24 protein-coding genes are annotated in these 23,275 nt (G+C 68.8%); 6 read left to right on the top strand and 18 right to left on the bottom strand.

From position 1 onward, the window contains the following. Window position 1: 1 nt before the first annotated feature. On the bottom strand, window positions 2-1,540 hold the full coding sequence (gene lysS / locus ACRB8A_RS01330) for a lysine--tRNA ligase (protein WP_050683657.1): 1,539 nt from the start codon (window positions 1,538-1,540) through the stop codon (window positions 2-4). Between the two features lie 68 nt (window positions 1,541-1,608). On the opposite strand from lysS, the gene ACRB8A_RS01325 reads away from it, so the two are divergent. Beyond that, entirely contained in the window at window positions 1,609-2,463 is an 855-nt protein-coding gene (locus ACRB8A_RS01325) for an alpha/beta fold hydrolase (protein WP_050683658.1), read from the top strand. Window positions 2,464-2,514: 51 nt separating this feature from the next. Continuing rightward, entirely contained in the window at window positions 2,515-3,354 is an 840-nt protein-coding gene (locus ACRB8A_RS01320; RefSeq protein WP_050683659.1) for an alpha/beta fold hydrolase, read from the top strand. A 112-nt stretch (window positions 3,355-3,466) separates the two neighbouring features. Here ACRB8A_RS01320 and ACRB8A_RS01315 read toward each other — a convergent pair whose 3' ends face one another. The 16 genes from ACRB8A_RS01315 to ACRB8A_RS01240 form a co-directional block, all read right to left on the bottom strand. Then, on the bottom strand, window positions 3,467-4,948 hold the full coding sequence (locus tag ACRB8A_RS01315; protein ID WP_432245428.1) for a DHA2 family efflux MFS transporter permease subunit: 1,482 nt from the start codon (window positions 4,946-4,948) through the stop codon (window positions 3,467-3,469). A gap of 142 nt (window positions 4,949-5,090) precedes the next feature. Continuing rightward, window positions 5,091-5,657 carry a type 1 glutamine amidotransferase domain-containing protein gene (locus tag ACRB8A_RS01310; protein WP_050683661.1) on the bottom strand — a complete coding sequence of 189 codons (567 nt, stop codon included), beginning with the start codon at window positions 5,655-5,657 and terminating at the stop codon, window positions 5,091-5,093. A 122-nt stretch (window positions 5,658-5,779) separates the two neighbouring features. Next, entirely contained in the window at window positions 5,780-6,370 is a 591-nt protein-coding gene (locus ACRB8A_RS01305; RefSeq protein ID WP_432245427.1) for a TOPRIM nucleotidyl transferase/hydrolase domain-containing protein, read from the bottom strand. 33 nt (window positions 6,371-6,403) lie between these two features. Further along, window positions 6,404-7,330 carry a 4-phosphopantoate--beta-alanine ligase gene (locus ACRB8A_RS01300; protein ID WP_432245426.1) on the bottom strand — a complete coding sequence of 309 codons (927 nt, stop codon included), beginning with the start codon at window positions 7,328-7,330 and terminating at the stop codon, window positions 6,404-6,406. A gap of 2 nt (window positions 7,331-7,332) precedes the next feature. Next, window positions 7,333-8,226: a Rossmann-like and DUF2520 domain-containing protein gene (locus ACRB8A_RS01295; RefSeq protein WP_432245425.1), complete on the bottom strand. Its 894-nt coding sequence runs from the start codon at window positions 8,224-8,226 to the stop codon at window positions 7,333-7,335. Further along, window positions 8,219-9,751, bottom strand: coding sequence for a PH domain-containing protein (locus ACRB8A_RS01290; RefSeq protein WP_432246004.1), 1,533 nt, complete (start codon window positions 9,749-9,751; stop codon window positions 8,219-8,221). The genes ACRB8A_RS01295 and ACRB8A_RS01290 overlap by 8 nt, the downstream gene beginning before the upstream one ends. A gap of 35 nt (window positions 9,752-9,786) precedes the next feature. Next, window positions 9,787-10,299, bottom strand: coding sequence for a PH domain-containing protein (locus ACRB8A_RS01285; protein WP_432245424.1), 513 nt, complete (start codon window positions 10,297-10,299; stop codon window positions 9,787-9,789). Continuing rightward, window positions 10,280-10,813, bottom strand: a complete 534-nt coding sequence (locus ACRB8A_RS01280; RefSeq protein WP_050683667.1) for a DUF3180 domain-containing protein — start codon at window positions 10,811-10,813, stop codon at window positions 10,280-10,282. The genes ACRB8A_RS01285 and ACRB8A_RS01280 overlap by 20 nt, the downstream gene beginning before the upstream one ends. Next, window positions 10,810-11,355 carry a 2-amino-4-hydroxy-6-hydroxymethyldihydropteridine diphosphokinase gene (folK, locus tag ACRB8A_RS01275; protein WP_050683668.1) on the bottom strand — a complete coding sequence of 182 codons (546 nt, stop codon included), beginning with the start codon at window positions 11,353-11,355 and terminating at the stop codon, window positions 10,810-10,812. The genes ACRB8A_RS01280 and folK overlap by 4 nt, the downstream gene beginning before the upstream one ends. After that, a complete protein-coding gene (gene folB, locus ACRB8A_RS01270) occupies window positions 11,352-11,729 on the bottom strand; it encodes a dihydroneopterin aldolase (RefSeq protein ID WP_050683669.1) in 378 nt (125 codons plus the stop codon). The genes folK and folB overlap by 4 nt, the downstream gene beginning before the upstream one ends. Before the next feature lie 7 nt (window positions 11,730-11,736). After that, window positions 11,737-12,657, bottom strand: a complete 921-nt coding sequence (gene folP / locus ACRB8A_RS01265) for a dihydropteroate synthase (RefSeq protein WP_056601714.1) — start codon at window positions 12,655-12,657, stop codon at window positions 11,737-11,739. Between the two features lie 10 nt (window positions 12,658-12,667). Further along, on the bottom strand, window positions 12,668-13,300 hold the full coding sequence (gene folE, locus ACRB8A_RS01260; protein WP_050683671.1) for a GTP cyclohydrolase I FolE: 633 nt from the start codon (window positions 13,298-13,300) through the stop codon (window positions 12,668-12,670). A gap of 9 nt (window positions 13,301-13,309) precedes the next feature. Beyond that, window positions 13,310-15,373: an ATP-dependent zinc metalloprotease FtsH gene (gene ftsH / locus ACRB8A_RS01255; protein ID WP_050683672.1), complete on the bottom strand. Its 2,064-nt coding sequence runs from the start codon at window positions 15,371-15,373 to the stop codon at window positions 13,310-13,312. Window positions 15,374-15,579: 206 nt separating this feature from the next. Further along, window positions 15,580-16,131, bottom strand: coding sequence for a hypoxanthine phosphoribosyltransferase (gene hpt, locus ACRB8A_RS01250; RefSeq protein WP_050683673.1), 552 nt, complete (start codon window positions 16,129-16,131; stop codon window positions 15,580-15,582). Between the two features lie 31 nt (window positions 16,132-16,162). Then, a complete protein-coding gene (gene tilS, locus ACRB8A_RS01245; RefSeq protein WP_350224290.1) occupies window positions 16,163-17,218 on the bottom strand; it encodes a tRNA lysidine(34) synthetase TilS in 1,056 nt (351 codons plus the stop codon). Window positions 17,219-17,350: 132 nt separating this feature from the next. Next, window positions 17,351-18,481, bottom strand: coding sequence for a zinc-dependent metalloprotease (locus tag ACRB8A_RS01240; RefSeq protein ID WP_050683674.1), 1,131 nt, complete (start codon window positions 18,479-18,481; stop codon window positions 17,351-17,353). A 187-nt stretch (window positions 18,482-18,668) separates the two neighbouring features. Between ACRB8A_RS01240 and ACRB8A_RS01235 the strand changes: the two genes are divergently transcribed. Further along, the gene (locus tag ACRB8A_RS01235) at window positions 18,669-18,872 is read left to right on the top strand and encodes a hypothetical protein (RefSeq protein ID WP_285241131.1); all 204 of its coding nucleotides are present in this window, start codon (window positions 18,669-18,671) and stop codon (window positions 18,870-18,872) included. 17 nt (window positions 18,873-18,889) lie between these two features. Here the strand turns inward: ACRB8A_RS01235 and ACRB8A_RS01230 are convergent, their stop codons facing one another. Beyond that, a complete protein-coding gene (locus ACRB8A_RS01230) occupies window positions 18,890-20,410 on the bottom strand; it encodes a D-alanyl-D-alanine carboxypeptidase/D-alanyl-D-alanine-endopeptidase (RefSeq protein ID WP_432245423.1) in 1,521 nt (506 codons plus the stop codon). Between the two features lie 158 nt (window positions 20,411-20,568). On the opposite strand from ACRB8A_RS01230, the gene ACRB8A_RS01225 reads away from it, so the two are divergent. The 3 genes from ACRB8A_RS01225 (at window position 20,569) to ACRB8A_RS01215 (ending at window position 23,242) form a co-directional block, all read left to right on the top strand. Beyond that, on the top strand, window positions 20,569-21,060 hold the full coding sequence (locus ACRB8A_RS01225; RefSeq protein WP_050683682.1) for an inorganic diphosphatase: 492 nt from the start codon (window positions 20,569-20,571) through the stop codon (window positions 21,058-21,060). Between the two features lie 96 nt (window positions 21,061-21,156). Next, complete coding sequence (locus ACRB8A_RS01220) at window positions 21,157-22,482, top strand: carboxylesterase family protein (RefSeq protein ID WP_285241133.1); 1,326 nt, start codon at window positions 21,157-21,159, stop codon at window positions 22,480-22,482. Window positions 22,483-22,489: 7 nt separating this feature from the next. After that, window positions 22,490-23,242, top strand: a complete 753-nt coding sequence (locus ACRB8A_RS01215; protein WP_432245422.1) for a DUF429 domain-containing protein — start codon at window positions 22,490-22,492, stop codon at window positions 23,240-23,242. The last annotated feature ends 33 nt before the right edge of the window (window positions 23,243-23,275 follow it).

The raw sequence follows: 23,275 nt of genomic DNA, 5'->3' as shown, positions 1-23,275 counted from the left end.
GTCAGTTTCCTTCGGGCTTCAGGAGTGGGAACAGGATGGTTTCGCGGATGCCGGCACCCGTGAAGAGCATCACCAGCCGGTCGATGCCCAGGCCGATGCCGCCCATGGGCGGGGCGCCGTATTCCAGGGCCCGCAGGAAGTCCTCGTCGAGCTGCATGGCCTCGTCATCGCCTGCGGCGGCGTGCCGGGACTGCTCGGTGAGCCGGTCCCGCTGGATGACGGGGTCGATCAGTTCGGAGAAGGCGGTGCCGCGCTCCATGCCGCCGATGATGAGGTCCCAGGCCTCGATGAGCCGGCCGTCCTCGCGGTGCGGGCGGGCCAGCGGCTGCGCCGAGGGCGGGTAGTCGTAAACGAACGTGGGGTTCAGGAGGGTGGGTTCGACGATTTCGCCGAAGAGCTCCACGGCAAGCTTCTCGGCATCCCACTTGGGGTCAACCTTCACTTCGTGCTTTTCGGCGATCCCGCGAAGCACCTCAACGGACGTGTCCGGCGTGACTTCCTGGCCAACGGCGTCAGAAAGTCCCGGGTAGACGGACAGCCAGGCCCATTCGCCGTCGAGGTTGATCTCCCCGGCGTCGGTCTGCAGCACACGGCCGGCGCCAACGGAATCTGCGGCGTCGAGGATGATTTCGCGCATGCGTTCGGCCATCACGAACTGGTCCGCCCAGGCCTCGTAGCATTCCAGCGTGGTGAATTCGGGGCTGTGGGTGGAGTCCACGCCCTCGTTGCGGAACACGCGGCCCATGTCGTACACCCGGTCGATTCCGCCCACCACGGCACGCTTGAGGTACAGCTCGGTGGCGATCCGCAGGGTCATCTTCTGGTCGAAGGCGTTCATGTGGGTCTCGAAGGGCCGGGCGAGGGCGCCGCCGTGGACCAGCTGCAGGATCGGGGTTTCCACCTCAACGTAGCGGCGCTTGAACAGCGTCTCACGGATGGAGCGGGTGATCGCCGCGCGGGTGTAGACCATCTCGCGGGCCTCGTCACGGACCATCAGGTCAACGTAGCGCTGGCGAACGCGGGTTTCCTCGCTCAGTTCTGCATGCAGCACCGGCAACGGGCGCAGCGCCTTGGAAGCCATGGACCAGGAATCGGCCATCACGGAGAGTTCACCGCGGCGGGAGGAAATCACCTCTCCCTTGATGAACACGTGGTCACCCAGGTCCACCAGCGCCTTCCAGTCGGCCAGCGCCTCCTCGCCCACGTTGGCGAGGCTGAGCATCGCCTGCAGGCGTGCACCCTTGCCGTCCACGCCGCCTTCCTGGAGGGTAGCGAAGCAAAGCTTTCCGGTGTTGCGGACAAACACCACGCGCCCGGTGATGCCTACGGTCTCCCCCGAGGCGTCGTCGGCCTCAAGGTGGGAGTACTTTTCGCGGATCTCCGTCAGCGAGTGGGTCCGTTCCACTCCCACCGGATACGCCTCGGCGCCCCGCTCGATCAGTTTGGCGCGCTTCTCCATGCGGATCCGCATCTGCTCGCTGGCGTCGAGGGGCTCGGGTGCGTTTTTGGGGGCGGGGGTGTTTTGGGAAGTCACAGTCATCAAGTTTACGGGACGCCACCCATCCGGGCTTGCCGGGCCGTCCGGGGCCGGAAGCCTAGGATGGGGTGGTGAAAGAACAGGCACTTCCAACGCACGACGGCGGCCGGCTGGCTTTGTACAGTTACGGCACCGAGGACGCGCCGGGCGAACGCCGGGTGGTGGTTATCGGCGGCGCTTTCCTCACGGCGTTGATTTACCGGCCGTTTTCGATTGCGCTGGCCGACGGGCTGGGACCGGGCTGGGCCGTGGACGTCTACGACCGCCGCGGCCGGGGCAGTTCCACCCCGCAGCCTCCCGGCTACTCCATGGCCACGGAGATCGAAGACGTCCGGACGGTCCTGGACGCCACCGGCGCCCGGAATATCCTGGGCCACAGCCTGGGCGGCTCGGTGGCCCTGAACGCCGTCCAGGAGTTCACCGGGACGGCGTACGTTCCGGACAAGCTGGCCGTGTACGACGCCGCCGTGAACATTGATGGGAGCATCGACACCGCCTGGCTGGACGGGTTTGAGGCGGCGGTCAACGACGGGAAGCTGGGCCATGCCCTGGCTCATGCGAAACGGGCGGTCAATCCCGGATCGGCAATGGCCCGTGTCCCCGAGCCCATCCTGGCGGGACTGATGGCGCTGGTGTCACGGACCAAGGTGAACAAGGTGTTCCGCGACGTTATGCCGAGCGCCGTGGGCGAATTGCGGGCCGCGTACAACGAGGCCGAATCCGCCAGGGATTTCCGGGTGCTGCCGGCAAACACCCACTTCATGGCGGGCGGGAAAAGCCCCGGCTATTACAAGGTCACCGCCGAACGGCTGCACGCGGCCGTTCCCGGCAGCACCTATGAACTCTCGCCGAAGGGATTCCACGGCTCCATCCCGGCCGCGGTGAATGAACTGGTCACCGACATTTCGGAGTACTTCAAGGGCTGAGCATCAGGGTGCGTATCGCCTGCGTCCGGATTGCTCGGCTAGGCTTCGACCATGACGCGCGAGAACATCAGGACCCCCGACGGCGGCACTCTGGAGCTCTTTTCCACCGGCGCTGAACTGGCCAAGGCCGGTTCCGGCATCGTTGTGGTGCCACCGTCCATGGTGACGGCTGCCGACTACACCAAGTTCGCCCAGAAGCTCAGCGCTGCCCTGGGCCGCCCCGTCCACACGTTCAACCGCCGCGGGCGGGGTTCTTCCTCACCCCAGCCGGAGGACTACACGCTGGATGTGGATATCCGGGACCTCGACACCATCATGAAGCACACGTCCAGCACTGACGTGTTCGGGCACAGCTTCGGCGGCGCCGTGGCGCTGCACGCGGCGCGGACCCTGCCCGTGGAGCGGCTCGCCGTGTACGACCCCGCGGTGTCCGTGAACCACAGCGTCACCGCCGATTGGACCGCCGAATACGAACGCGCCGCCGCTGCGGGCGACGACGACCGCGCCCTGGCCGTAATGAAGCGCGGCCTGGAGTCAGGCGGCAGCAGCTTCTCGTCCCGGATGCCGCTGTCCATGCTGACGCTCGCCAACAAGCTGACCGCCGGCACCAGCGAGGGCCGGCAGCAGCGGGACATGATGCGGACGGGCGTCCGCGAAATCAAGGCCATCATCGCCGCGGACATGCCCGCCGAGCCGTTCCTTGAACTGCCGCTGGAAACCCTGATCGTGGTGGGCGAGAAGAGCCCCGCTTACTTCGGCGTGGCCTGCGGCCAGATCCACGACGTGCTCTCCGGCTCCAGCTACACCATCCTGCCCGGCATGGGGCACGACGGTGTGATCAAGGCCCCGGACCGGCTGATCCAGGAGCTGAGCGACTTCTTCGCAGGCTGACGGTTCCTGCGCCCCGGCTCACCAACCTCCCTGAGCATCCCAACTAGCTCGCAGTTGTTGTCGTTTTGACGGGTCTAAACGACAACAACTGCGAGCTAGTTGGGGTGGGGGGTCAGTGGGTGCCGTGACCGCCGGCCGCGCCCGCAGCGTCCGTCTTGCGCATCATGGCGGACAGGACAACGGCAGCCAGGGCAATCACCGTCGCCGTCATAAAGGCGGCACTCATTCCGGCAACCAGCCCGGACGTCGCTGACACCACGGAGAAGATGGACACCAGCAGCGCCGTGCCGGCGGCGCCGGCCACCTGCTGCGTGGTGCTCATGATCGCTGAGCCGTGTGAGTACAGGTGGGGCGGCAGCGGGTTCAGGCCGGTGGTGAAGGCCGGCGTGAACAGCAGGGCCAGGCCCAGGCTGAGTCCCACGTGCAGGGTGATGATCCACCAGACGGGCGTGCCGGCGTCGAGCATGGAGAACTGCCACAGGGTCAGGACCATCATGACGGAGCCGGTGACGGTGAGGGGCAGCGGCCCGATCCGGTCGAACAGCCGGCCCACCACGGGGCCAAGCAGGCCCATGGCCAGGCCACCGGGGAGCAGCGCCAGGCCGGTCTCCAGTGAACCGAGGCCCCGGACTTCCTGCAGGTACAGCGGCAGCAGGATCACGCCGCCGAACAGCGCCATCATGGCCACAACCATCAGCAGGACGGAGACGGTGAACATCCGCAGCTTGAACGCGCGCAGGTCGAGCACGGGCGCCGCGGACTTCTGCAGCCGGACCTGGCGGAGCACAAAAACGGCCAGGCTCGCGACGCCGATGACCAGGGCCGCGATCGCCGTGGTGGCGGGCCCGGCGTCGCCGCCATGGCCGCCGCCGATCTGGCTCAGGCCATAGACCAGGCCGCCGAAGGCGGGAACGGTGAGCAGTACTGAGACGATGTCCAGCTTGGTCTTTTCGGCTTCACCGATGTTGGTGAGGTACTTTGCGCCGATGGCCAGCGCCACGAGGGCCACGGGCAGGACAAACACAAACATGAACCGCCAGGTGAAGTGCTCAAGGATCAGGCCCGAGACGGTGGGGCCCATGGCCGGCGCCACGGAGATGGCGATGCTGACGTTGCCCATCACGGCGCCGCGGCGCGACATGGGAACCAGCGTAAGGATGGTGGTCATCAGCAGCGGCAGCATGATGGCGGTGCCGCCGGCCTGGATGATGCGGGCCAGCAGGAGGATTTCGAAGCCCGGGGCCACTGCGGCCAGCGCGGTGCCTACGGAAAAGAGTCCCATGGCCAGCATAAACACGGCCCGGGTGGAAAGGCTCTGCAGGATGAAGCCCGTGGTGGGGATGACAATCGCCATGGTGAGCATAAAGCCGGTGGAGAGCCACTGGACGGTGGGGGCATCCACCTGGAGATCCACCATCAGGCGCTGCAGCGCCACGTTCATGATGGTTTCGTTGAGGATCACCACGAAGGTGGCCACCAGGAGCGTGGCGATGACCGTCACGGACTCCCGGGACATCTTCTCCGGCGCGGCAGGGGTGGTTGCCGCGGCCGGAGCTGGCTGTCCACTGGTGTTGGGCGATACTTCGGTAGACATGGGTGTCCCCTCAGGGAGTAAGAAGAAGTGGGTGCGCGGGAATCGCCGCTGCAGATGCAAACATTCTAGCGGCCGGACTAATTCCTCCGCACGGAATATTTTCCTTAACCCTGAGGGAACACTGGGGGCCTGGGCCCGGAGATCAGGCGGTCTGGCCTGCGTGCTGCCCTTCGGCGATCTCCTCCACCAGTTTGGCGTTGAAGGCCGGCAGGTCGTCCGGGTTCCGGCTGGTGACCAGGCCCTGGTCCACCACCACTTCCTCGTCCGTCCAGTTGGCGCCGGCGTTGACCAGGTCGGTCCGGAGCGTGTGGTACGAGGTCACGTTCCGTCCGTTGAGCACGCCTGCCTCGATCAACAACCATGGGGCGTGGCAGATCGAGGCCACCGGCTTGTGCTGTTCGAAGAAGTTCCGGGCGAAGCGCTGTGCGTCCTGGTCCACGCGGAGGTGGTCGGCGTTCACCACGCCGCCGGGAAGGACCAGCGCGTCGTAGTCGCCGGCGTTGGCTTCGGCCACGGTGAGGTCCACTTCAAAGGTGTCGCCCTTGTCCGTACCGTTATAGCCCTGCAGCCGGCCGCTGGCGGGTGCCACCAGGGTGGGTTCGCCGCCGGCATCCCTGACGGCCTGCCAGGGGCTGGTCAGCTCGACCTGCTCCACGCCGTCCGTGAGCAGGAACGCTACCTTTTTACCGCTGATGCTGTGTTCTGACATTGGTCCTCCTCGGTGCGGAGCGGGACCGGACCGCGCCCGGAAGGGCGCGGCAAAGGCCGCTCCAAGAGTTGCTTGCCTGACGGTTTCCAGCCTAGGAACAATCAAAGTGATAAGCAAGCTGACTATCTGGGTCCCGAGTGCGGGGTGCTGGCTGCTGTCGCCGCTGCCGCCGGGAAGCAGGCCACGAGGCGGGCCAGCGGCTCCGGCGCGTGCCCGGCCGGCAGGGCGCGGACCAGCAGCGGCGCGTACCTGATCTTGTTGCCGCTGCGGCCGCCGAAGAAACGGTGCAGCTGCGCCGTTTCGGTCCGGTCCCGGAGGGAAGGCTGGCGTTGCAGGAGCCGGAAGGACGGCAGTTCGCCCTGGGCCTCGATGATGCCGAGCACACACTCCACGCCCAGGCAGCGGATGAGCTCGTCTTCCAGATCGGAGCTGCAGATTTGGAAGCCCAGCGACGCCAGGGTGCCCGGCCCCAGGCCTGCCCTGCCGAGCGCGCGGGCAATGAACGTGGACTCGGCTGCATCGCACAGGCCCAGCAGCCGGTGGCCGGCGCCGCCGGGGCCGAAGCGGCGGAGGTACCTGCCGATACTGGTGGCACCGCCCATGGGAACCACCGCGACCTGTTCCGCTGCCAGGTTGTGGCCAAGACCCAGGGCCAGCGCCTCGACCGCCAGCCGGTCACTTTCGCCTTCGACCAACACCGTTGTCGCCTGCATCAGATCAGTATGCCTGATGCCTGCCCGTCCGGGTCAGGAGCTGAGCGGGAGGTTGTCGATCAGCCGCACGGGGCCTACTTTGGCGGCGATCAGGGCCAGCGCCTCGCCGCTGAAGGGGGTTTCGCGGCAGTTCTCGGCCAACGGTTCGAGGGTGCGCGGGTCCACCACGTCGAAGTAATCAAGTTCCACAAGCGGCTGCGACGCGACCAGCGCCTGCGCCGAGCCGAGGTCCAGCGGTTCGCGGGCGTTGGCGCGTTCCTGGAGCAGGCGCAGGGCCCGGGACAGGACCAGGGCAGCGTCCCGTTCCGCCGGGGAGAGGAACCGGTTGCGGCTGGAGAGTGCCAGCCCCTCCGCAGACCTGACGGTGGGCACACCGACGATTTCCACGGGGAAGTTCAGGTCAGCCACCATACGCCGGACCAGGGCCAGCTGCTGGGCATCCTTCTGCCCGAAGTACGCGCGGTAGGCGGGCAGCGCGGCTCCAGCTGAGGGTGTGGGGGCGCCTGCGGCCAGCCCTGCCGCGGGGGTGCCGTAGTGCAGCAGTTTGGCCACCACGGTGAGGGCGCCGTCGAAGTGGCCGGGACGGGACGCGCCCTCCCATTTGTCGCCAAGCCGGCCTGAGGTCAGCCGGACCAGCGGTTCGCCGCCCGGGTAGACCTCGTCCGCGGAGGGGGCGAACACGAGGTCCACACCTTCCGTTTCAAGGAGGGCCAGGTCCGCTTCCAGGGTGCGGGGATAACGGTCCAGGTCCGTGGCGTCCCCGAACTGCAGCGGATTCACGAAGATGGACGCCACCACCACGTCGTTGTTTTCGACGGCGGCCCGGGCCAGGGCCGCGTGTCCTTCGTGAAGGGCGCCCATGGTGGGCACCAGGGCCTGCGAAGCCCCGCTCCGGGCGGCCAGGAGGCGGGCGCTTGCGGCCTGCAGGCCGGTGACCGTTGTGACGAGTTCGATGGCCATGCTCAGTCTTCCGTGGTGTCGAGGGCCTGGCGGAGGCCGGCAGCCTGGTCCGGTGTCAGCAGTCCCCGCCGTTCGGCGCGCTGGGCGGTGGCGCCGGCCATGGCCGTGTAGGCGGCCAGCACGTCGCCGTGTGCCCCGGCGTCGAACTCCCGCAGCGCCTCCGCGTGTGCGCTGACTGTTCCCAGGTCCCCGCGCGCCACCGGGCCGGTAAGGGCTGATTCACCGGAGGCGAGCGCGTTTTCCAGCGTGGCGCGCAGCAAGGGGCCCAGCATGCGTTCGGGGAATTCGACGGCCACTTCGCGGAGCAGCTCGGAGGCCTGCGCCACCAGGGTGACCAGGTGGTTGGACCCGTGTGCCAGGGCAGCGTGGTACAGCGCCCTGTCCGCCTCGGCGATGGCCACCGGCTCGGCGCCCATCTCCACCACCAGTGCCTGCGCGATAGGAAGCATGGCCGCGTCCGCGGTCACCCCGAAGGTGCAGTCCAGCAGCCGGGTCAGGTCCAGGCTCATTCCCGTGAACGTCATGGCCGGATGCAGGGCCAGCGGGATGGCGCCGGCGGCCCGCACCGGACGCAGCACGCCCACGCCGAACCTCCCGGAAGTGTGCGCCACAAGTTGCCCCGGCTGCCACGCGCCCAGCTTGGCCAGGCCGTCCACCAGGTCCGGCAGGGCGTCGTCGGGCACCGCGAGCAGCACCAGTTCCGCGCGCTCCACGATGTCCTGGACCTCAAGGACGGGCACGCCGGGCAGCAGGGCCTCGGCCCGGTCCCGGCTCGCCTCGGAGACGGCCGAAACGCCGATGACGGCGTGTTCGGCGCCGCGCAGGGCAGCGCCGAGGACCGCGCCGACTTTGCCTGCGCCGATGATTCCGACGCCCAGGCGTCCGGGCTTAGCCATGGGGGTGGCCTTCCTGTGGCGGGAGGGATGGGTGTTCCGGGCCGCTGTGGGCGGCCGCCGCAACACTGCTGCCCGGCGGCGCCACCTCCCGCAGCCATTGCTCGGTGGTTTGCCGTTTCCGGGCGAGCCGGGCACGTGCGGATTGATCGTTGAACAGGGTCCGGGCCTGCTCCAGTCCGGCTTGGTAGAGGCGCGGCGCCACTGGCCCTGCCGTGGTGTGGAGGACCAGGTCGGCCACGCCGAACCGGCGGGCCAGCGGCCCCTGGTGCAGCGCCATGGACTGGGTGCGCTGATGCGGGACCACAACAAGGGCCCGCCACCAGCGGCCGGAGCGGATCAGCAGCGCCGTGTCCGTGGCCGCATACGCGTTCCGCCGCCAGCCCAGAGGAGCCAGCAGCCGGGCCCCACGGGGCGTGGTGACAAAGCCACCATCGGAATCCAGCCCCGCCAGCCCGGCGCCGAAAACCACGTCCGGCTCGCTGGTGCCCGGGTCGGGAAGCACCAGGGCCAGCATGGCCATGGCATCTGCCTGCTTGCCGACAGGCAGCAGCGTGGTCCGTGCGGAATTGCCGCCGGCGCCTTCCACTGCCCCGTAGCCGGCCACGTTGACCTGGATCCGGTACCAGCCGAAGATCCGCCACAAGGGCGGCTGGCTGATTTTGAGGGCCTGGATACGGCCGGGCGGGAGGGTCTGCGCCTGGGTGTCCAGCAGCCCGTAGCGAAGCCTGATCCCGTCCGGGGAGATGGCCGCGGTGAAGTTGTAGCCCTTGTTGAACAGGCTCCAGTAACTGGCGGCCAGGCCCAGTGCCGCGGGAATCAGGTAGAAGTAGAAGCCGCGGTTGTCGGTTACCGCGGAGAGGACCACCGCTCCCACGCCGCCCAGGAGCACAAAGAAACTCTGCTCGCTGAGCAACAGCGACCCGATCAGGCGCGGCGGCGCAACGGACAGGACCTGGTGTTCCGGCGCCTCGGGCGCCTCAGCGTCCGGGGTGTCCGGCCCGACGGTGACGCCTGCGGCGCGCGCCAGGATGGTGGCCCGCAGCTGGCGGGCCTGGTCCACCTTGAGGTATGCCAGGCGGACGGCGGACTCGCCGGCGTCGGCCACTTCGAACTTAAGCTCGGCGAGCCCGAAGATGCGTGCCAGCAGGGGCTGGACGATGTCGATGGCCTGCACCCGGTCCAGCCGGGCCTGCCGCTGCTGACGGAACACAAACCCGGAGTTGACCCGGACATACCCGCCGGACACCTGGTACTTGGTGAAGTACCAGGTAAGGACAAAACCGAGAACGGCGATGACCAGCACAATCCCGCCGCCGGCGATCAGCCACGGCGCGCGGGCGGCGAAGTTGCCCTCGAACATCGGCCGGCCCTGCAGGGTTCGTTCAAAAATGTCCCTGCCGAAGAAAAATGCGATGGCGGCCAGGGCCACCCAGCCGCGCACAAAAGGCGACGCCGGATGCACGCGCAGCCACGCGCCGTCGGCCGCTTCAACGGCGGGCCCGTCCAGCGGCGCCGGCCCGTCCACGGGAGCCGCCCCGTCAAGGGCTGAAGGACGCTCCGTCACAGCCCGGCCAGCCTTGCTTCGCCGCGCGCCGTCAACTGCTCACGGAGCCGTGCCCCCTCCGCTGCAGGAAGGCCCGGGATGTGGGCGTTGGTGCCGGGCGATGCGGTGTGCAGCTTCAGGGTGCACAGGCCAAGCCCGCGCTCCACCGGCCCCACGCCGATGTCGACGTATTGCATACGGCCATACGGCACGGCCATGGTCCGCTGGAAAAAGATGCCGGTCCGGACCAGGAGGTCATCGTCCCGTTCGGCGTAGCCGATGGCGCGGACCTGCCGCGGAATGAGGACCAGCCGCCACAGGGCGGCCGCCAGGAGCACCGCCGGAACAGTGATGGCCAGCCACAGCGGCGGCCACCGCCACCAGCCCAGGAGGACAAAGACCAGGGGCAGGCAGAAGACGAGGATGCTCAGCAGGTTGGCCAGCGCCCACTGCACCAGCCTGACGGTGACGTACTTCGGTGACACACGGACCCAGGTTATCCCTGGTGGATCAATCGCCTCTGTACGCATATTCGCCTTCCCCCGTGGCTTCTCCGCGGACTGCCCGGCCGGGCTTTCCGTCAATGTTCTTGGTGTCGGTGTCTTCGGGCGGGATCCTGCAGAACCGCTCCACGAGCAGGCCCACAACGATCATCACCAGGCCGCCGCCGGCCATGGCCAGGGCCAGCCAGGTGATGCCCTGGTTGCTCCGCAGCGTCCAGATCCGCAACTGGTCCAGGAAAATGCCAACGTGCCAGCCCAGCAGCACGGTGCCGGCGTAGGCGCAGGCCTGGGCAAGGACCAGGGTCCTGGCGGCCAGGAGCGGGTCCAGCACAGTCTTTTTGGTGGTGCTGTTGCGCCAGCGGAGCACCCGGATGCCCAGGACCAGGGTGATCACCACAATGACGCCCATGGTGGCCAGCGCCGTGGCGGGAAGGACGGGGGTGGCCATGCTGTAGCGGCCGGTCACCACCGTGGCGGACCAGCCGGCCACCGCCAGGATCACCACAATGAGCAGCAGGCGGACGGGGCTCAGGGGTTTCATCGTTCCTCCACCGCACCAGCCGTGGGCAGGCCGTCGAAATCGCCGAACCCGTCGAACGGGACCAGGTCGCCGAAGTCGGCGGCCCGGGCGGCCAGGGTGCTGACGCGCTCACCGTTCAGCATGGCGGCGGGTTCAATGGTGGACCAGGGGTAGAGCACAAAGGCGCGCAGCGCCGCCCGCGGATGCGGCAGGGTCAGGACCGGGTCATCGCTGGCGAGCTCGCCGTAGGTAATGATGTCCACGTCGAGGGTGCGCGGCCCCCACCGGACCTCACGGACGCGGTGGTGCTTGTTCTCCACCGCCTGGCAGTGGGCCAGCAGTTCCAGGGGGCTCAGGCTGGTTTCGACGGTGATGACCATGTTCAGGAAATCGGGCTGGTTCGCGGGTCCGCCCACGGCTTTGGTCTGGACCGCGGAGGAGACCGCCAGGAGCCGGACCTCAGGCGGGTCCACCAGGTCTGCCACCGCGCCGGAAAGGGTGTCGTTGCGTTCGCCCAGGTTGCTGCCCAGGGCAAGCACTGCCTTGGCGTAGCCGGCGGTCATGCCGGAACCCCTGCGGCGGGCCGTTCGCGGTGGACGGCGACCGTGACATCGCCGAACGGCACCTCGATGGGCGCCTGGGGTTTGTGGACGGTGATGTCCACCGCCTGCAGCGGGAATTCCGCCAGCAGGCTATCCGCGATGCGCACGGCCAGGGCTTCGATGAGGTTCAGCGGCTCGCCGGTGATGTGGTCGGTGATCCGCTGCGCCACCTCCCCGTAATGCGCGGTGTCGCTGACGTCGTCGGACGCGGCGGCGGGACCGAAGTCCAGGTACAGCACGGCATCCACCACAAAGGGCTGGCCGTCGCGGCGTTCGAAGTCGAAGACGCCGTGATGGCCGACGGCGGTCACTCCGGTCAGCGTAATCCTGTCCATGGCGCGCCTACCGGGAGGGTCGTGGCGGGGCCATGCGTGCAGCGGCCTTGACGGCGTCAAGGCTGGGACCGACGTTGTGCACGCGGACCGCCCAGGCGCCGCGGAAAGCGCTGACGGCGGTGATGGCGGCGGTGGCGGCGTCGCGTTCCTCCGGCGCGGCAGCCTTGCCGGCCACGGTAAGGAGGGTGCCGAGGAACCGTTTGCGGGAGGCGCCCACCAGGACCCGGTGGCCCAGGCCGTCCAGGCGGTCCAGCTGCTGGAGCAGCTCCCAGTTCTGCGCATCGTTTTTGGCGAAGCCCAATCCCGGGTCCACGATGATCTGGTCCGCTGCCACGCCCGCGGCCAGGAGCTTGTCCCGGACGCCGGCCAGTTCCGCGGCCACTTCCCCGGCGACGTCGGTGTATTCGGCCAGCGAATCCATGGTGCGGGCATCGCCGCGGCGGTGCGTGAGGATGTAGGGCACCTTGGTGGCCGCTACCAGCTCGGCCATCTCCGGTTCCATGGTCAAGCCGGAAACGTCGTTGATGATGGCCGCGCCGGCCTTGACCGCAGCCGCGGCGGTGGCAGTGCGCACAGTGTCGATGCTGACCAGCGCGCCGGCCTTCACCAGCGCTTCGATAACGGGAAGCACACGGCGCTGTTCCTCGTCGGGGCTGACTTCCTCGGCGCCGGGCCGGGTGGATTCGCCGCCCACGTCGATGATGTCCGCTCCCGCGTAGAACATCCGCAGCCCGGCGGCGATGGCAGTGTCCGCCGTAGGGTGCTTGCCGCCGTCGCTGAAGGAGTCCGGGGTGACGTTGAGGATCCCCATGACCAGGGTGCGGCCGGTTGGCAGGTCATCGAAGCGGGCTGCCGGGCGCGGTTTGCGCAGGACGGGCAGCGGGGAGGTCGCGGGCCCGGTGCCCGGGTTTGCGGCGAGTGAATCCATGGTCTGTTGGTTACCTTCCGAGGATGAGGCTCATGGCTTCGGCACGGGTAGCCGGGTCATGAAGCTGCCCGCGGACCGCACTGGTGACGGTCTTCGCTCCGGGCTTGCGGATACCGCGCATCGACATGCACATGTGTTCGCATTCAATAACGACGATCGCGCCACGGGGTTTGAGGTGGCTGACCAGCGCTTCGACGATCTGGGTGGTGAGCCGCTCCTGGACCTGGGGGCGGCGGGCGTAGATGTCCACCAGCCGGGCCAGCTTGCTGAGCCCCGTCACTTTTCCTTCGTGCGACGGGATGTAGCCCACGTGGGCAACGCCGTGGAACGGCACAAGGTGGTGCTCGCAGGTGGAGTAGAAGGGGATATCCTTGACGAGGACGAGTTCCTCGTGGTCCAGGTCGAAAGTGGTGGACAGGACGTCGGCGGGGTCGTGGTGCAGGCCCGCGAACATCTCCGCGTAGGCCTTGGCCACCCGCTTGGGGGTGTCCAGGAGGCCGCCGCGGCCCGGATCCTCGCCGATGGCCAGCAGGATTTCGCGGACGGCCGCTTCGATCCTGGGGCGGTCAACCGCAGGGTGGGACCCGCCCTCCGCCTGGTATCCGGCGGAGGGGGGCACGTCGTCGTCGTCGAAGAAAGTCACAGGGAAAGCTTAGCCGCGAAGGGTGTCCGGCCCCGAGCCGGTGACGCCGCCCTGGAACGGTGCGTCGTTGCTGACGCCCTGCGGGTGCGGGGGCTGGGCGTCCAGCGGTTCATCCAGGCGGGCCTGGGTGGCTTCCTCCTGGGCTTCGCGCTCAGCCTTTTCGCGGCGGCTTTCCACGGGACCCGCCGCCTGCACGGGGCGGGTGTCCTTGGACAACCAGACCTGGCGGAAATCGCTCTTGCGGACATCGGTGAAGATCTCCGCCACTTCCGCCTGGTTCAGGGTTTCGCGTTCCAGCAGTTCCACGGCGAGCCGGTCCAGGACATCGCGGTTCTCGATCAGGATGGCGTAGGCCTCGTCGTGGGCCTGGTCGATCAACCGGCGCACTTCCTCATCCACCACAAACGCAACCTGGTCGGAGTAGCCGCGGTCACTGCCGCTGTCGCGGCCCATAAACGGTTCGCCGGCACCCTGGCCCAGCTTGACGGCGCCGATCCGCTCGCTCATGCCGTATTCGGTGACCATCTTGCGGGCCGTGGAGGTGGCCTTCTCGATGTCGTTGGACGCACCCGTGGAGGGGTCGTGGAAGACGATTTCCTCGGCGACGCGGCCGCCCATGGCGTAGGCCATCTGGTCCAGGAGTTCGTTGCGGGTTACGGAGTATTTGTCGTTGTCCGGGACCACCATGGTGTAGCCGAGGGCGCGGCCGCGGGGCAGGATGGTGATCTTGGTGACCGGCGCGGAGTTGCGGAGGGCACCCGCCACCAGGGCGTGGCCGCCTTCGTGGTACGCGGTGATTTTGCGCTCGTGTTCCTTCATGACGCGGCTGCGCTTCTGCGGGCCGGCCATCACGCGGTCGATTGCCTCGTCCAGGGCGCGGTCATCGATGAGGTTCGCGTTGGAGCGGGCGGTCAGCAGCGCGGCTTCGTTCAGGACGTTGGCCAAGTCCGCACCGGTGTAGCCGGGCGTCTTCTTGGCAACACCCTTGAGGTCAACGCCCGGCGCCATGGGCTTGCCCTTGGCGTGGACCTGGAGGATCTGGTCGCGGCCGATCAGGTCCGGCGCTTCCACCGAGATCTGCCGGTCAAAGCGGCCCGGGCGCAGCAGCGCGGGGTCCAGCACGTCCGGCCGGTTGGTGGCGGCGATGAGGATCACGTTGGTCTTGACGTCGAACCCGTCCATTTCAACCAGGAGCTGGTTGAGGGTCTGCTCGCGTTCGTCGTTGCCGCCGCCGATGCCGGCGCCGCGGTGCCGGCCCACAGCGTCGATTTCGTCAACAAAGATGATGGCCGGCGAATTGGCCTTGGCCTGTTCGAAGAGGTCGCGGACACGGGAAGCACCCACACCCACAAACATTTCCACAAAGTCGGAGCCGGAGATGGAGAAGAACGGGACGCCGGCCTCGCCGGCCACGGCGCGGGCCAGGAGCGTTTTACCGGTACCGGGAGGGCCGTACAGCAGCACACCCTTGGGGATCTTGGCGCCCACGGCCTGGAACTTGGCGGGTTCCTGGAGGAACTCCTTGATCTCCTGCAGTTCCTCCACGGCTTCATCGGCGCCGGCAACATCGGCGAAGGTCACCTGCGGCATGTCCTTGCTGACCATTTTGGCCTTGGACTTGCCGAACTGCATGATCTTGGAGCCGCCACCCTGCATCCGGGTCATCAGGAACCAGAACAGCGCACCCAGCAGGATCACCGGGATCAGCAGCGACAGCAGGCCGGAGAACCAGTTGCTTTCCACCGGCTGGTCCGTGTAGCCCTGGGCGGGCTTGGCGTCGGTGACGGCCTTGACCACGTCCGCGGCGCGGGCATCCACAAAGAAGAACTGGACGCTCTTGCCCTTGTCCTGCCCGTCCACCTGGTAGTTGTCCTTCAGGGTCAGGTCCACCCGGTTTTCACCGTCGAAGATCTTTGCCTGCTCCACCTTGTCGCCGGTGAGCAGTTCCAGGCCCTTGTCCGTGTCGATCCGTGCCGCACCGCCGGGAGCAAGCGTTGCAAAAGCCACAAGGAGCAGGCCGACCACAACGATGATCCAGATGCCCGGGCCCTTGAAGAAGTTCTTAGCTTTCATCTGTTCGGGGGCTGGCCCCGTCCCTTCCGGTAGTGCTGCACGGCGTGTGTTTCGCGCGTGATGGTGCTGCGTCAGCTTCTAGCTATACACCGTCCGGAGTAAATCACGCTCGGTGGAAACCAAAAGTTCCCTGTGGGCGTAGCGGCTTAACGCACGACGGCGGCCCGGAGGCCGCCGTCGTCAGCGCGCTTTAAGTCCCCTGCGCCTTACTCGTAAACGTGCGGGGCGAGGGTGCCCACGAAGTCCAGGTTGCGGTACTTCTCGGCGTAGTCCAGGCCGTAGCCCACCACAAACTCGTTGGGAATGTCGTAGCCCACGTACTTGACGTCGATTTCCACCTTGGCGGCGGTGGGCTTGCGGAAGGCGGTGCAGATCTCCACCGAGGCGGTGCCGCGCGATTCCAGGTTGGTCTTGAGCCAGGACAGGGTGAGGCCGGAGTCGATGATGTCCTCAACGATCAGCACGTCCTTGCCCATCAGGTCCGTGTCCAGGTCCTTGAGGATCCGGACCACGCCGGAGGACTGGGTGCCGGAGCCGTAGGAGGACACAGCCATCCAGTCCATGGACACGTGGCTGTGGAGGGCCCGGGCCAGGTCTGCCATGACCATAACGGCACCCTTCAGCACCCCCACAATGAGCAGTTCGCGGCCCTCGTAGTCCTTGTCGATCTGGGCAGCGAGCTCGGTGATCCGTTGCTGGATCTGCTCCTTGGTGTAGAGAACGTGCTTGAGATCTGCATGGACGTCGTTTGAATCCACCAATGGCTCCTGTGTAGATGCGGGGGTGCGACTAATTCTTGGGCGGTTTTTTGGACCGGAATACTAGCTTCCCACAGCGCGCGGGTTCGCGGGGACCGGTGGCCTGCGGCGCCTGCCCTGCGGGGCCGCCTGCTCCGGTGGCGTCCTGCAGCTGTGCCAGCGACAGCCGGTACACGGACACCGCGCCGGGCAGTTCCACGGGGCCGGCGGATCCCTTCCGGCGCAGCAGCGTTTCCGCCGCCAAAAGCCGCTGGTAGCTGGGTTGCTGGCCGCCGACGTCGGCCGCCGCCCGGGCGATCACCCGGAACCGGATGGCCGGGGCCAGGGCGCGCAGCGGCTCCTCCGGCAGGGCCACGTCCGTTCCGTCCCGCTCCACCAGGGACTCGAAGGTGGTTTTTGCCACATCTTCGAGGTAGTCAGCGTCCAGTTGCAGGATTGCTGCGGTGCGGGCCAGGGATTCGGCCACCCCCGGGCCCAGGTTGGCTTCGAGGTGCGGCAAGACATCAACGCGGGTACGGGACCGGGCAAAGGCGGGATCGGAGTTGGTGGGATCGTGCCACGGCTGGAGCTCCTCCACGTCGCAGATCTCCTCGGTGTCCGCGCGGCGCAGGGTCAGGAACGGCCGGAGCAGCAGGCCCCGGGCGGGCCGCATGCCTGCCAGCGACCGGGTGCCGGACCCGCGGGCCAGGCCCAGCAGCACCTGTTCGGCCTGGTCATCCAGGGTGTGGCCCAGCAGGACAGCGCCGGCGCCCTGGTCCCTGGCTGCGGCGTCCAGCGCGGCGTGCCGGGCGTCCCGGGCTGCGGCTTCGGGGCCCATCCCGGTGCGGTCCACCGTGACGGTGCGGACCTGCACCGGTTCCAGGCCCAGGTCCCGGAGCGCTGCTGCCGTCCGGGCGGCCACCCCGGCGGACCCTTCCTGCAACTGGTGGTCCACCACCACGGCGCCCACGGTGACCGGGTGGCCGTCCACGTGGCCGCGCCGGGCGAAGTACCCGGCCACGGCGGCCAGCGCCAGGGAATCGGGCCCGCCGCTGCAGGCCACCACCACGTGCGAAGGGTAGCCGGCCCCGGCCAGGGATTCCTGCAACCGTTTCCGCGCAGTGCCCACAACCGGCGCCAACCTGCCGGGCCGCCGTCGTCCGCCCTGGACGCCGGGGACGCCGGGGACAGCGGCCTTGCCGGCCGGGACACCGGCGTTGCCGGCGGGAACGTCAGGCAATTAGAGGCCCATCCGCTCAAGCCACAGCTTGGCGTCGTGGATCTCGGGTTCGGTGGGCAGGTGGTCCGCCGATTCCCAGACCCGGTTGAAGCCTTCCATGCCGGCGGCGGCCACCACGGCACGGACAAAACGGGCACCGTCCGAGTACTGGCGCATCTTCGCGTCCAGGCCCAGGAGGTTGCGAAGGAACTTCTCCAGCACACCGCGGTCCTTGCCGCGGGCGTTGAACCGCTGCCTGATGGTCTTCACGGACGGCACGATGCTGGCGTCCACGGCGTCCATAACCACGTTGGCGTGCCCCTCGAGCAGGCTCATCACGGCGGTCAGGTGCGAGATGGCCGCCTTCTCCTCCGGGTCCTGCAGCAGGTCCAGGATGGCGCCGCGGCCCGGGGTGTCGCCGGTGGCTGAGCGGTCCTTGAGCGAGCGGGCTGCTGCCCCTGCCCGGTCCATCAGGGAATCGACGTTGCCCAGCAGGTGCCCGCTGAGGTCATCGATCTGCGCCAGCATGTGGTGGCGCAGCCAGGGGGCGGCGGCGAACTGCACCCGGTGGGTCTGCTCATGCAGGCACACCCACAGCCGGAAGTCCTCCGGCGTGACGTTGAGTTCGCGCTCCACGGAGACGATGTTGGGGGCCACCAGCAGCAGCCTGCCGCCGGCGGGCGCCTTGGAACCTTCGGCGAGCGCGGCAAAGGGATCGTACTGGCCCAGGACCTTGCTGGAAAGGAACGCCAGCACGGCGCCCAACTGGCTGCCGGTGATGGCGCCGCTGACCCCGGCGGCGGCCGGGCTGATGGTGCCCCGCCGGCTCTCGACCATCTTTTCCATGGCCGGCCGGAGCATCACGGCAAAGCTTTGGGTGTTGGCCTTGGCCCAGGAAGCCCTGTCCACCACCAGCACGGAGGAGTCCCGGAGGTCCCGCGCTGCCTCCAGCCCGGTGATCTCGTGGACGTGCGGAACGGACTTATCAGCCAGTTCCCGCAGGCTGTCCACGGCCTTGCCGATGTCCGCCGGGGACAGTGTTGGCCCGGCGGGGGTGAGCCGGGCCGCGGTGGACGCGGCCAGGTCCCAGTTGATGAGGGACTGGGCAGATGCGGACAACGGTTGTGCCGACTCGCGCGCGGTGGTCTCCATAAGTCCCATCAGAACACAGCATGCTGCTGATCGGCCTTAAGTTCGCTGACCGGCGAACAGCCCGCGGCTCACAGCGGGCGCATAGGCCGGCGAAAGCCCCGGCCTATGCACGCCGGGCAATGTTGGACCCATCAAGCACACCGGCGGCTCCCCCGCACGGACCCCACACACTCGCCAGGAGGACCCCATGATCCCGTACCGTCCCATCGCTCCCCTGACCGCAGGCCCGCGGAAGGGCTGGACGTCCGTGCTGGCCGCCGTTGTCCTCGCAGCCCTGCTGGGCACCACGGCTCCGGCGGCCCTGGCTGCCGACACCGGCACGGCGTCTTCCGTGGCGGCCGCAGCCGCCGCCCCGCTGGTGGCCACGGAACCCGTCCGCCGGGAGTCCTGACCCGACCCTGTTGCCGCCTACCGGCAGCCGCAGGCCGCGAGGGCCGTCGCGGCCCGGTCCAGCGCTGCCCGGTTCCCTGCCGCGCCGGGGGTCAGTCCGTTGCCGATGAAGGAGAACACCAGCAACCGGCCGTCGGCGTCCACCACATATCCGCTGAGCGCGATCACAGTGTTCAGCGTCCCTGTCTTGGCCCGGACCAGCCCGGCACCGCGGACTGTGGCGTCGTCGCCGTACCGTGAGTCGAGGGTGCCGGAGACGCCGGCCACCGGGAACCCGGCCAGGGCAGCCCGGAGCCGGTCATCCAGGCCGGAGGTGATGGCAGTGACCGCCCGGACAAACGTGCCTGCCGGGACCTGGTTTCCCATGGCCAGCCCGGACACGTCCGCCAGCTGCAGTGGCCCCGGGGCGATGCCCGCCGCCACGGCCTCCGCCCCGACCACGGCGGTGGCCCCGTCATTGCTGCCGGGCCGCCCCGACGCAAGTGCCGCCAACCGGCCCAGTGCCTCGGCCAGGTAGTTGTCGGAATCCTGCAGCATGGCCCCTACCTGCTCCGCCACGGTGGCCGAGTCCGCCGCGGCCAGGACTTCCTGCCCTGCCTCGCCCCCGGTTCCGGTTCCGGTTCCGGCCGGAGCAGGCGCGCGTTCGACGGCGGCCGCCACCGTCAATCCCGCCGGTTCGACTGCCGCCCGCAGTTGGCCGGCAAACTCGGCCGCCGCGGCCGCCGCCGGGTCCTGGGGCCGCGGCCCGGTGGTCACGGCGGGATCGTAGCGGGCCGCGTTCAGCGCCAGCGGAGCCAGCGGAGCCACTTCGCCGGCGGCCACGTCCCCCAGGCCCCAGGCCGGATTCAAGGCCGGCCCGCTGAACAGCGAATCATCAAAGCGCACCGTGATTTCGCCCGTCACCCCGGCACTGCGCAGGGAATCCGCCGTCCGCGCGGCCAGCGTCGCCAGGCCGGCATGGCCGCGCACCCCGTCGGGGTCCGAGGCGCCGGCCCCCAGCAGCACGTCTCCCCCGCCGGTCAGGACCACCTGGCGGTTGTCCGGACCGGAAAGGACCTTGGTGCTGAACCGGTGATCGGGGCCAAGGGTGCGAAGGGCAGCGACGGCGGTCAGAAGTTTCAGGTTGGAGGCCGGCACCCTGGCGTCCGCGCCGCCCCTGTCGAACAGGACTTCGCCGGTGAGCGCATCCTGGACCTGCCCCGTAAAGTTTCCGCCGCCGTCGGCCGCCAGGAGCGGATCCAGCTGCGCCGCGACGGCTGCGGGCCGCGGGATGGCTGCGGCAGCCGACAGCGGCGCCAACGCCGGCACGGCGGACAACGTGGCCGGGACCTGCTGCCAGGCGGGTGCCGCCGGCGCCGGGGCGGGCTGGTCCGGGGCAAGGAAGCCCGGCACCACCAGCAGCGCCGAGGGGATGGCCACTGCCAACAGGACCGCGACCAGGAGCGCCGCCGGCCAGGACTTCCGGACGCGCGCCACCACCGCGGCGGCAGCCCTCCGGGCACGGTGCCGCCGGGGTTCCGCGCCTGCTGTTTTGGTCATGCCAGTGCCGGTCCTCACGTCCTGAAATATCCCCACAAGTTCCTGATTCCAGGGCCGCTCGCTATATCCTCAATAATAGTCGGCGGCACGGACACCCCATTTTTGGCGGCGGTCTCCCCTGTGCCGCGCACCCCCTGCCATTGCCGAGGAGCATTTCCATGAAGCATGACGTCACCATCGAGATCCCCAAGGGATCCCGCGTCAAGTACGAAGTTGACCACGAGACAGGCCGCGTCCGCCTGGACCGCGTCCTGTTCACCTCCATGCAGTACCCCACCCACTACGGCTTCTTCGAGAACACCCTGGGCGAGGACGGCGACCCGCTGGACGCACTGGTGCTCCTGCAGGACTTCGACCTGCACCCCGGCGTCATCGTCGAGTCCCGGCCCATCGGCGTCTTCAACATGACGGACGACGGCGGCGGCGACGCCAAGGTCCTCTGCGTCCCCGTGGATGCCCGGTTCGACCACATCCAGGAAATCAGTGACGTCAGCGACTTCCTGATCAAGGAAATCGAGCACTTCTTCACCCGTTACAAGGACCTGGAGCCCGGCAAGTGGGTCAAGGCCGAAGGCTGGGGCGACCGCGCCGCCGCTGAAGCCGAGCTCGAAGCCTCCATCAAGCGTTACGTGCCGGCAGCCGGCCACTAAGGTCCAGCAGCCGCCAATCACCGCGGGGCCACTTCCGGTTCGATGCACCCGCTGCATCGGACCGGAAGTGGCCCCGTGTTGTGGTTAAGGTGGAGGGTGAGCTCCGAACCCCTTTTCGCCCCGCCCTCCGGACCGGTCATCGGCCGCCGCGACGGCGATGTCATCCGCGCCACCGGCATCCCCTACGCAACGGCGGCCCGGTTCCAGCCGCCCACCCATGCGCCGGACCGGACAGCACCACTGGTTGCCACGTCCCCGGCGCCGGCCTGCCCGCAGGCGCCGGTGCCGTTCCTGGACGACGTGCTGGGCACCAAATACGGCGAGCTGCCCGGCAGCGAGGACTGCCAGAACCTGTCCATCACCCTCCCGGCCGGCACCCCGCCGGACGCAAAGCTGCCGGTCATGGTGTGGATCCACGGCGGCTCGTACACCACCGGCTCGGGCGACCTGGCCATTTTTGATCCGGCAGTGCTGGCGGCGGAGAACAATGTGGTGGTGGTGTCGGTGACGTACCGGCTGGGGCTGTTCGGTTTCCTGTCCACCCACAGCGGCAGGCCGGGCAACCTGGGCCTGCTGGACCAGCTTGAGGCCTTCCGCTGGGTGCAGCGGAACATCGCGGCATTCGGCGGCGACCCGGGCCGGGTCACGGCCTTTGGGCAGTCCGCCGGGGGCGACGCCATTGCCCACCTGATGGCCGTCCCCGAGGCGCCCCGACTGTTCCAGCGCGCCATCATCCAGAGCGCACCGCTGGGCATCTCCCGCGGCCGGGCCAAAATGAACCACGCCATGGGGATCGCCGCCGGGTCCGTCACAGCGGACACCCCGGCCATGGACGTGGTGGCCGTCGAGGAAAACGTGGCACAGGTGGCCCGCAGGTTCGGCATGCTGGCAGCCATGCCGTTCGGCACCCAGTACGGCCATGACCCCCTTCCGGCGGAAGCCGACATCGAAGCAGCCTGGGACCGGACAGCGCCGGGAATCGAGGTGCTGATCGGGCACACGTCCCAGGAAGCGCGGCTCTTCCTCCCCCGCAGCCCGTTCCTCAGCCGGCTGGAACAGGTTCCGCTGGCCGGCAAAGGCGCCCTCCGCGCCGTCAACCGGGTGGTCACCGAGGCGGTTTACGGGCGCGCGTCCAGGCGGTTCGCACGCCGCCACACCGCGGCCGGCGGCACGGCGCACCACTACGTCCTGGACTGGCACGCACCGGACAACGTCTACGGCTCGGCCCACACCATCGACCTGCCCCTGCTGTTCGGCAACCGGGGCACCTGGGACGGGGTGGGCCTGATCCGGGGCGCCACGTGGGACGAGGTGGACGCCGTGGGCCGGAAGGTCCGGGCGCTGTGGGCAGGCTTCGCACGGGACGGGAAGTTGGATGCCGCGGGCGGCATTCCGGGCGTCCTGCGGTACCGGGCAGCGTGAGTGCGCCGTGAAGTCGCTGGGTGTTGACCTCGCCGCGGCGGCCGCAAAGACTGCTGTGGCGGTCCTCGAGTGGGGCCCGGCCGGGGCTACCCTGGCTCACCTGGCACTCGGGGTTGACGACCAGGAGATCGTTGACCTCTTCGGCGCCACCGACGTCACCGGCATCGACTGCCCGGTGGGCTGGCCGGACGCGTTGCTCCCCTTCCTGACCGGGCACCTGGCGTCCGACGCAGGACCGGTCCTGCAGCACGACGGCATCGCCGGGCGCCGGCTCCTGGCCTACCGCGACACCGACCGGTTCGTCACCGCACAGACGCGCCTGATCCCGCTGAGCGTCTCGGCTGACCGGCTGGCGCACCCCGCCATGCGGTGCGCTGTGCTCCAGGCCAAAATCGCCGGCCTGCACGGGCCCCAGCCCAAAGACGGCTCAGGCAGGCTGGCCGAGGTGTACCCGGCCGCTTCGCTGCGGATCTGGGGCCTGAACGGGCGCGGCTACAAGGGCCGCGGCAGCACCGAAACGGAACGGCTGGCCGCACTCCTCGCGGAGCTGCGTGCGCAGGCGCCCTGGCTGGACCTGGCCGGGAACGAGGCCCGGCTGGCAGGGTCTGATGACCTGTTTGACGCCGTCGTGGCCGCCCTGACGGCACGCGCCGTGGCCTGCAACCTGACCCTGCGCCCCGACGCTGCGCACGCTGCGGCGGCGGGGACCGAAGGCTGGATCCATCTGCCCTCGTGCGGGCTCGACGGGCTGCCGGACTGACGCGTGCCGGCCTGGCTCCAGCAAGCGGGGCTG

The sequence above is a fragment of the Arthrobacter sp. G.S.26 genome (assembly GCF_050847375.1).
Lineage (GTDB): Bacteria > Actinomycetota > Actinomycetes > Actinomycetales > Micrococcaceae > Arthrobacter.
This window is presented reverse-complemented; position numbering and strand designations above follow the sequence as displayed.

Excerpts from the sequence above, each read along its gene's own strand:
- ACRB8A_RS01300 (WP_432245426.1), bottom strand. The coding sequence starts at position 7,330 with ATGGCCATCGAACTCGTCACAACGGTCACCGGCCTGCAGGCCGCAAGC.
- ACRB8A_RS01240 (WP_050683674.1), bottom strand. The coding sequence starts at position 18,481 with ATGGAGACCACCGCGCGCGAGTCGGCACAACCGTTGTCCGCATCTGCC.
- lysS (WP_050683657.1), bottom strand. The coding sequence starts at position 1,540 with ATGACTGTGACTTCCCAAAACACCCCCGCCCCCAAAAACGCACCCGAG.
- ACRB8A_RS01230 (WP_432245423.1), bottom strand. The coding sequence starts at position 20,410 with ATGACCAAAACAGCAGGCGCGGAACCCCGGCGGCACCGTGCCCGGAGG.
- ACRB8A_RS01315 (WP_432245428.1), bottom strand. The coding sequence starts at position 4,948 with ATGTCTACCGAAGTATCGCCCAACACCAGTGGACAGCCAGCTCCGGCC.
- folP (WP_056601714.1), bottom strand. The coding sequence starts at position 12,657 with ATGGATTCACTCGCCGCAAACCCGGGCACCGGGCCCGCGACCTCCCCG.
- ACRB8A_RS01285 (WP_432245424.1), bottom strand. The coding sequence starts at position 10,299 with ATGCGTACAGAGGCGATTGATCCACCAGGGATAACCTGGGTCCGTGTG.
- folB (WP_050683669.1), bottom strand. The coding sequence starts at position 11,729 with ATGGACAGGATTACGCTGACCGGAGTGACCGCCGTCGGCCATCACGGC.
- ftsH (WP_050683672.1), bottom strand. The coding sequence starts at position 15,373 with ATGAAAGCTAAGAACTTCTTCAAGGGCCCGGGCATCTGGATCATCGTT.
- ACRB8A_RS01235 (WP_285241131.1), top strand. The coding sequence starts at position 18,669 with ATGATCCCGTACCGTCCCATCGCTCCCCTGACCGCAGGCCCGCGGAAG.
- ACRB8A_RS01310 (WP_050683661.1), bottom strand. The coding sequence starts at position 5,657 with ATGTCAGAACACAGCATCAGCGGTAAAAAGGTAGCGTTCCTGCTCACG.
- ACRB8A_RS01305 (WP_432245427.1), bottom strand. The coding sequence starts at position 6,370 with ATGCAGGCGACAACGGTGTTGGTCGAAGGCGAAAGTGACCGGCTGGCG.
- ACRB8A_RS01320 (WP_050683659.1), top strand. The coding sequence starts at position 2,515 with ATGACGCGCGAGAACATCAGGACCCCCGACGGCGGCACTCTGGAGCTC.
- ACRB8A_RS01280 (WP_050683667.1), bottom strand. The coding sequence starts at position 10,813 with ATGAAACCCCTGAGCCCCGTCCGCCTGCTGCTCATTGTGGTGATCCTG.
- folK (WP_050683668.1), bottom strand. The coding sequence starts at position 11,355 with ATGACCGCCGGCTACGCCAAGGCAGTGCTTGCCCTGGGCAGCAACCTG.
- ACRB8A_RS01225 (WP_050683682.1), top strand. The coding sequence starts at position 20,569 with ATGAAGCATGACGTCACCATCGAGATCCCCAAGGGATCCCGCGTCAAG.
- ACRB8A_RS01295 (WP_432245425.1), bottom strand. The coding sequence starts at position 8,226 with ATGGCTAAGCCCGGACGCCTGGGCGTCGGAATCATCGGCGCAGGCAAA.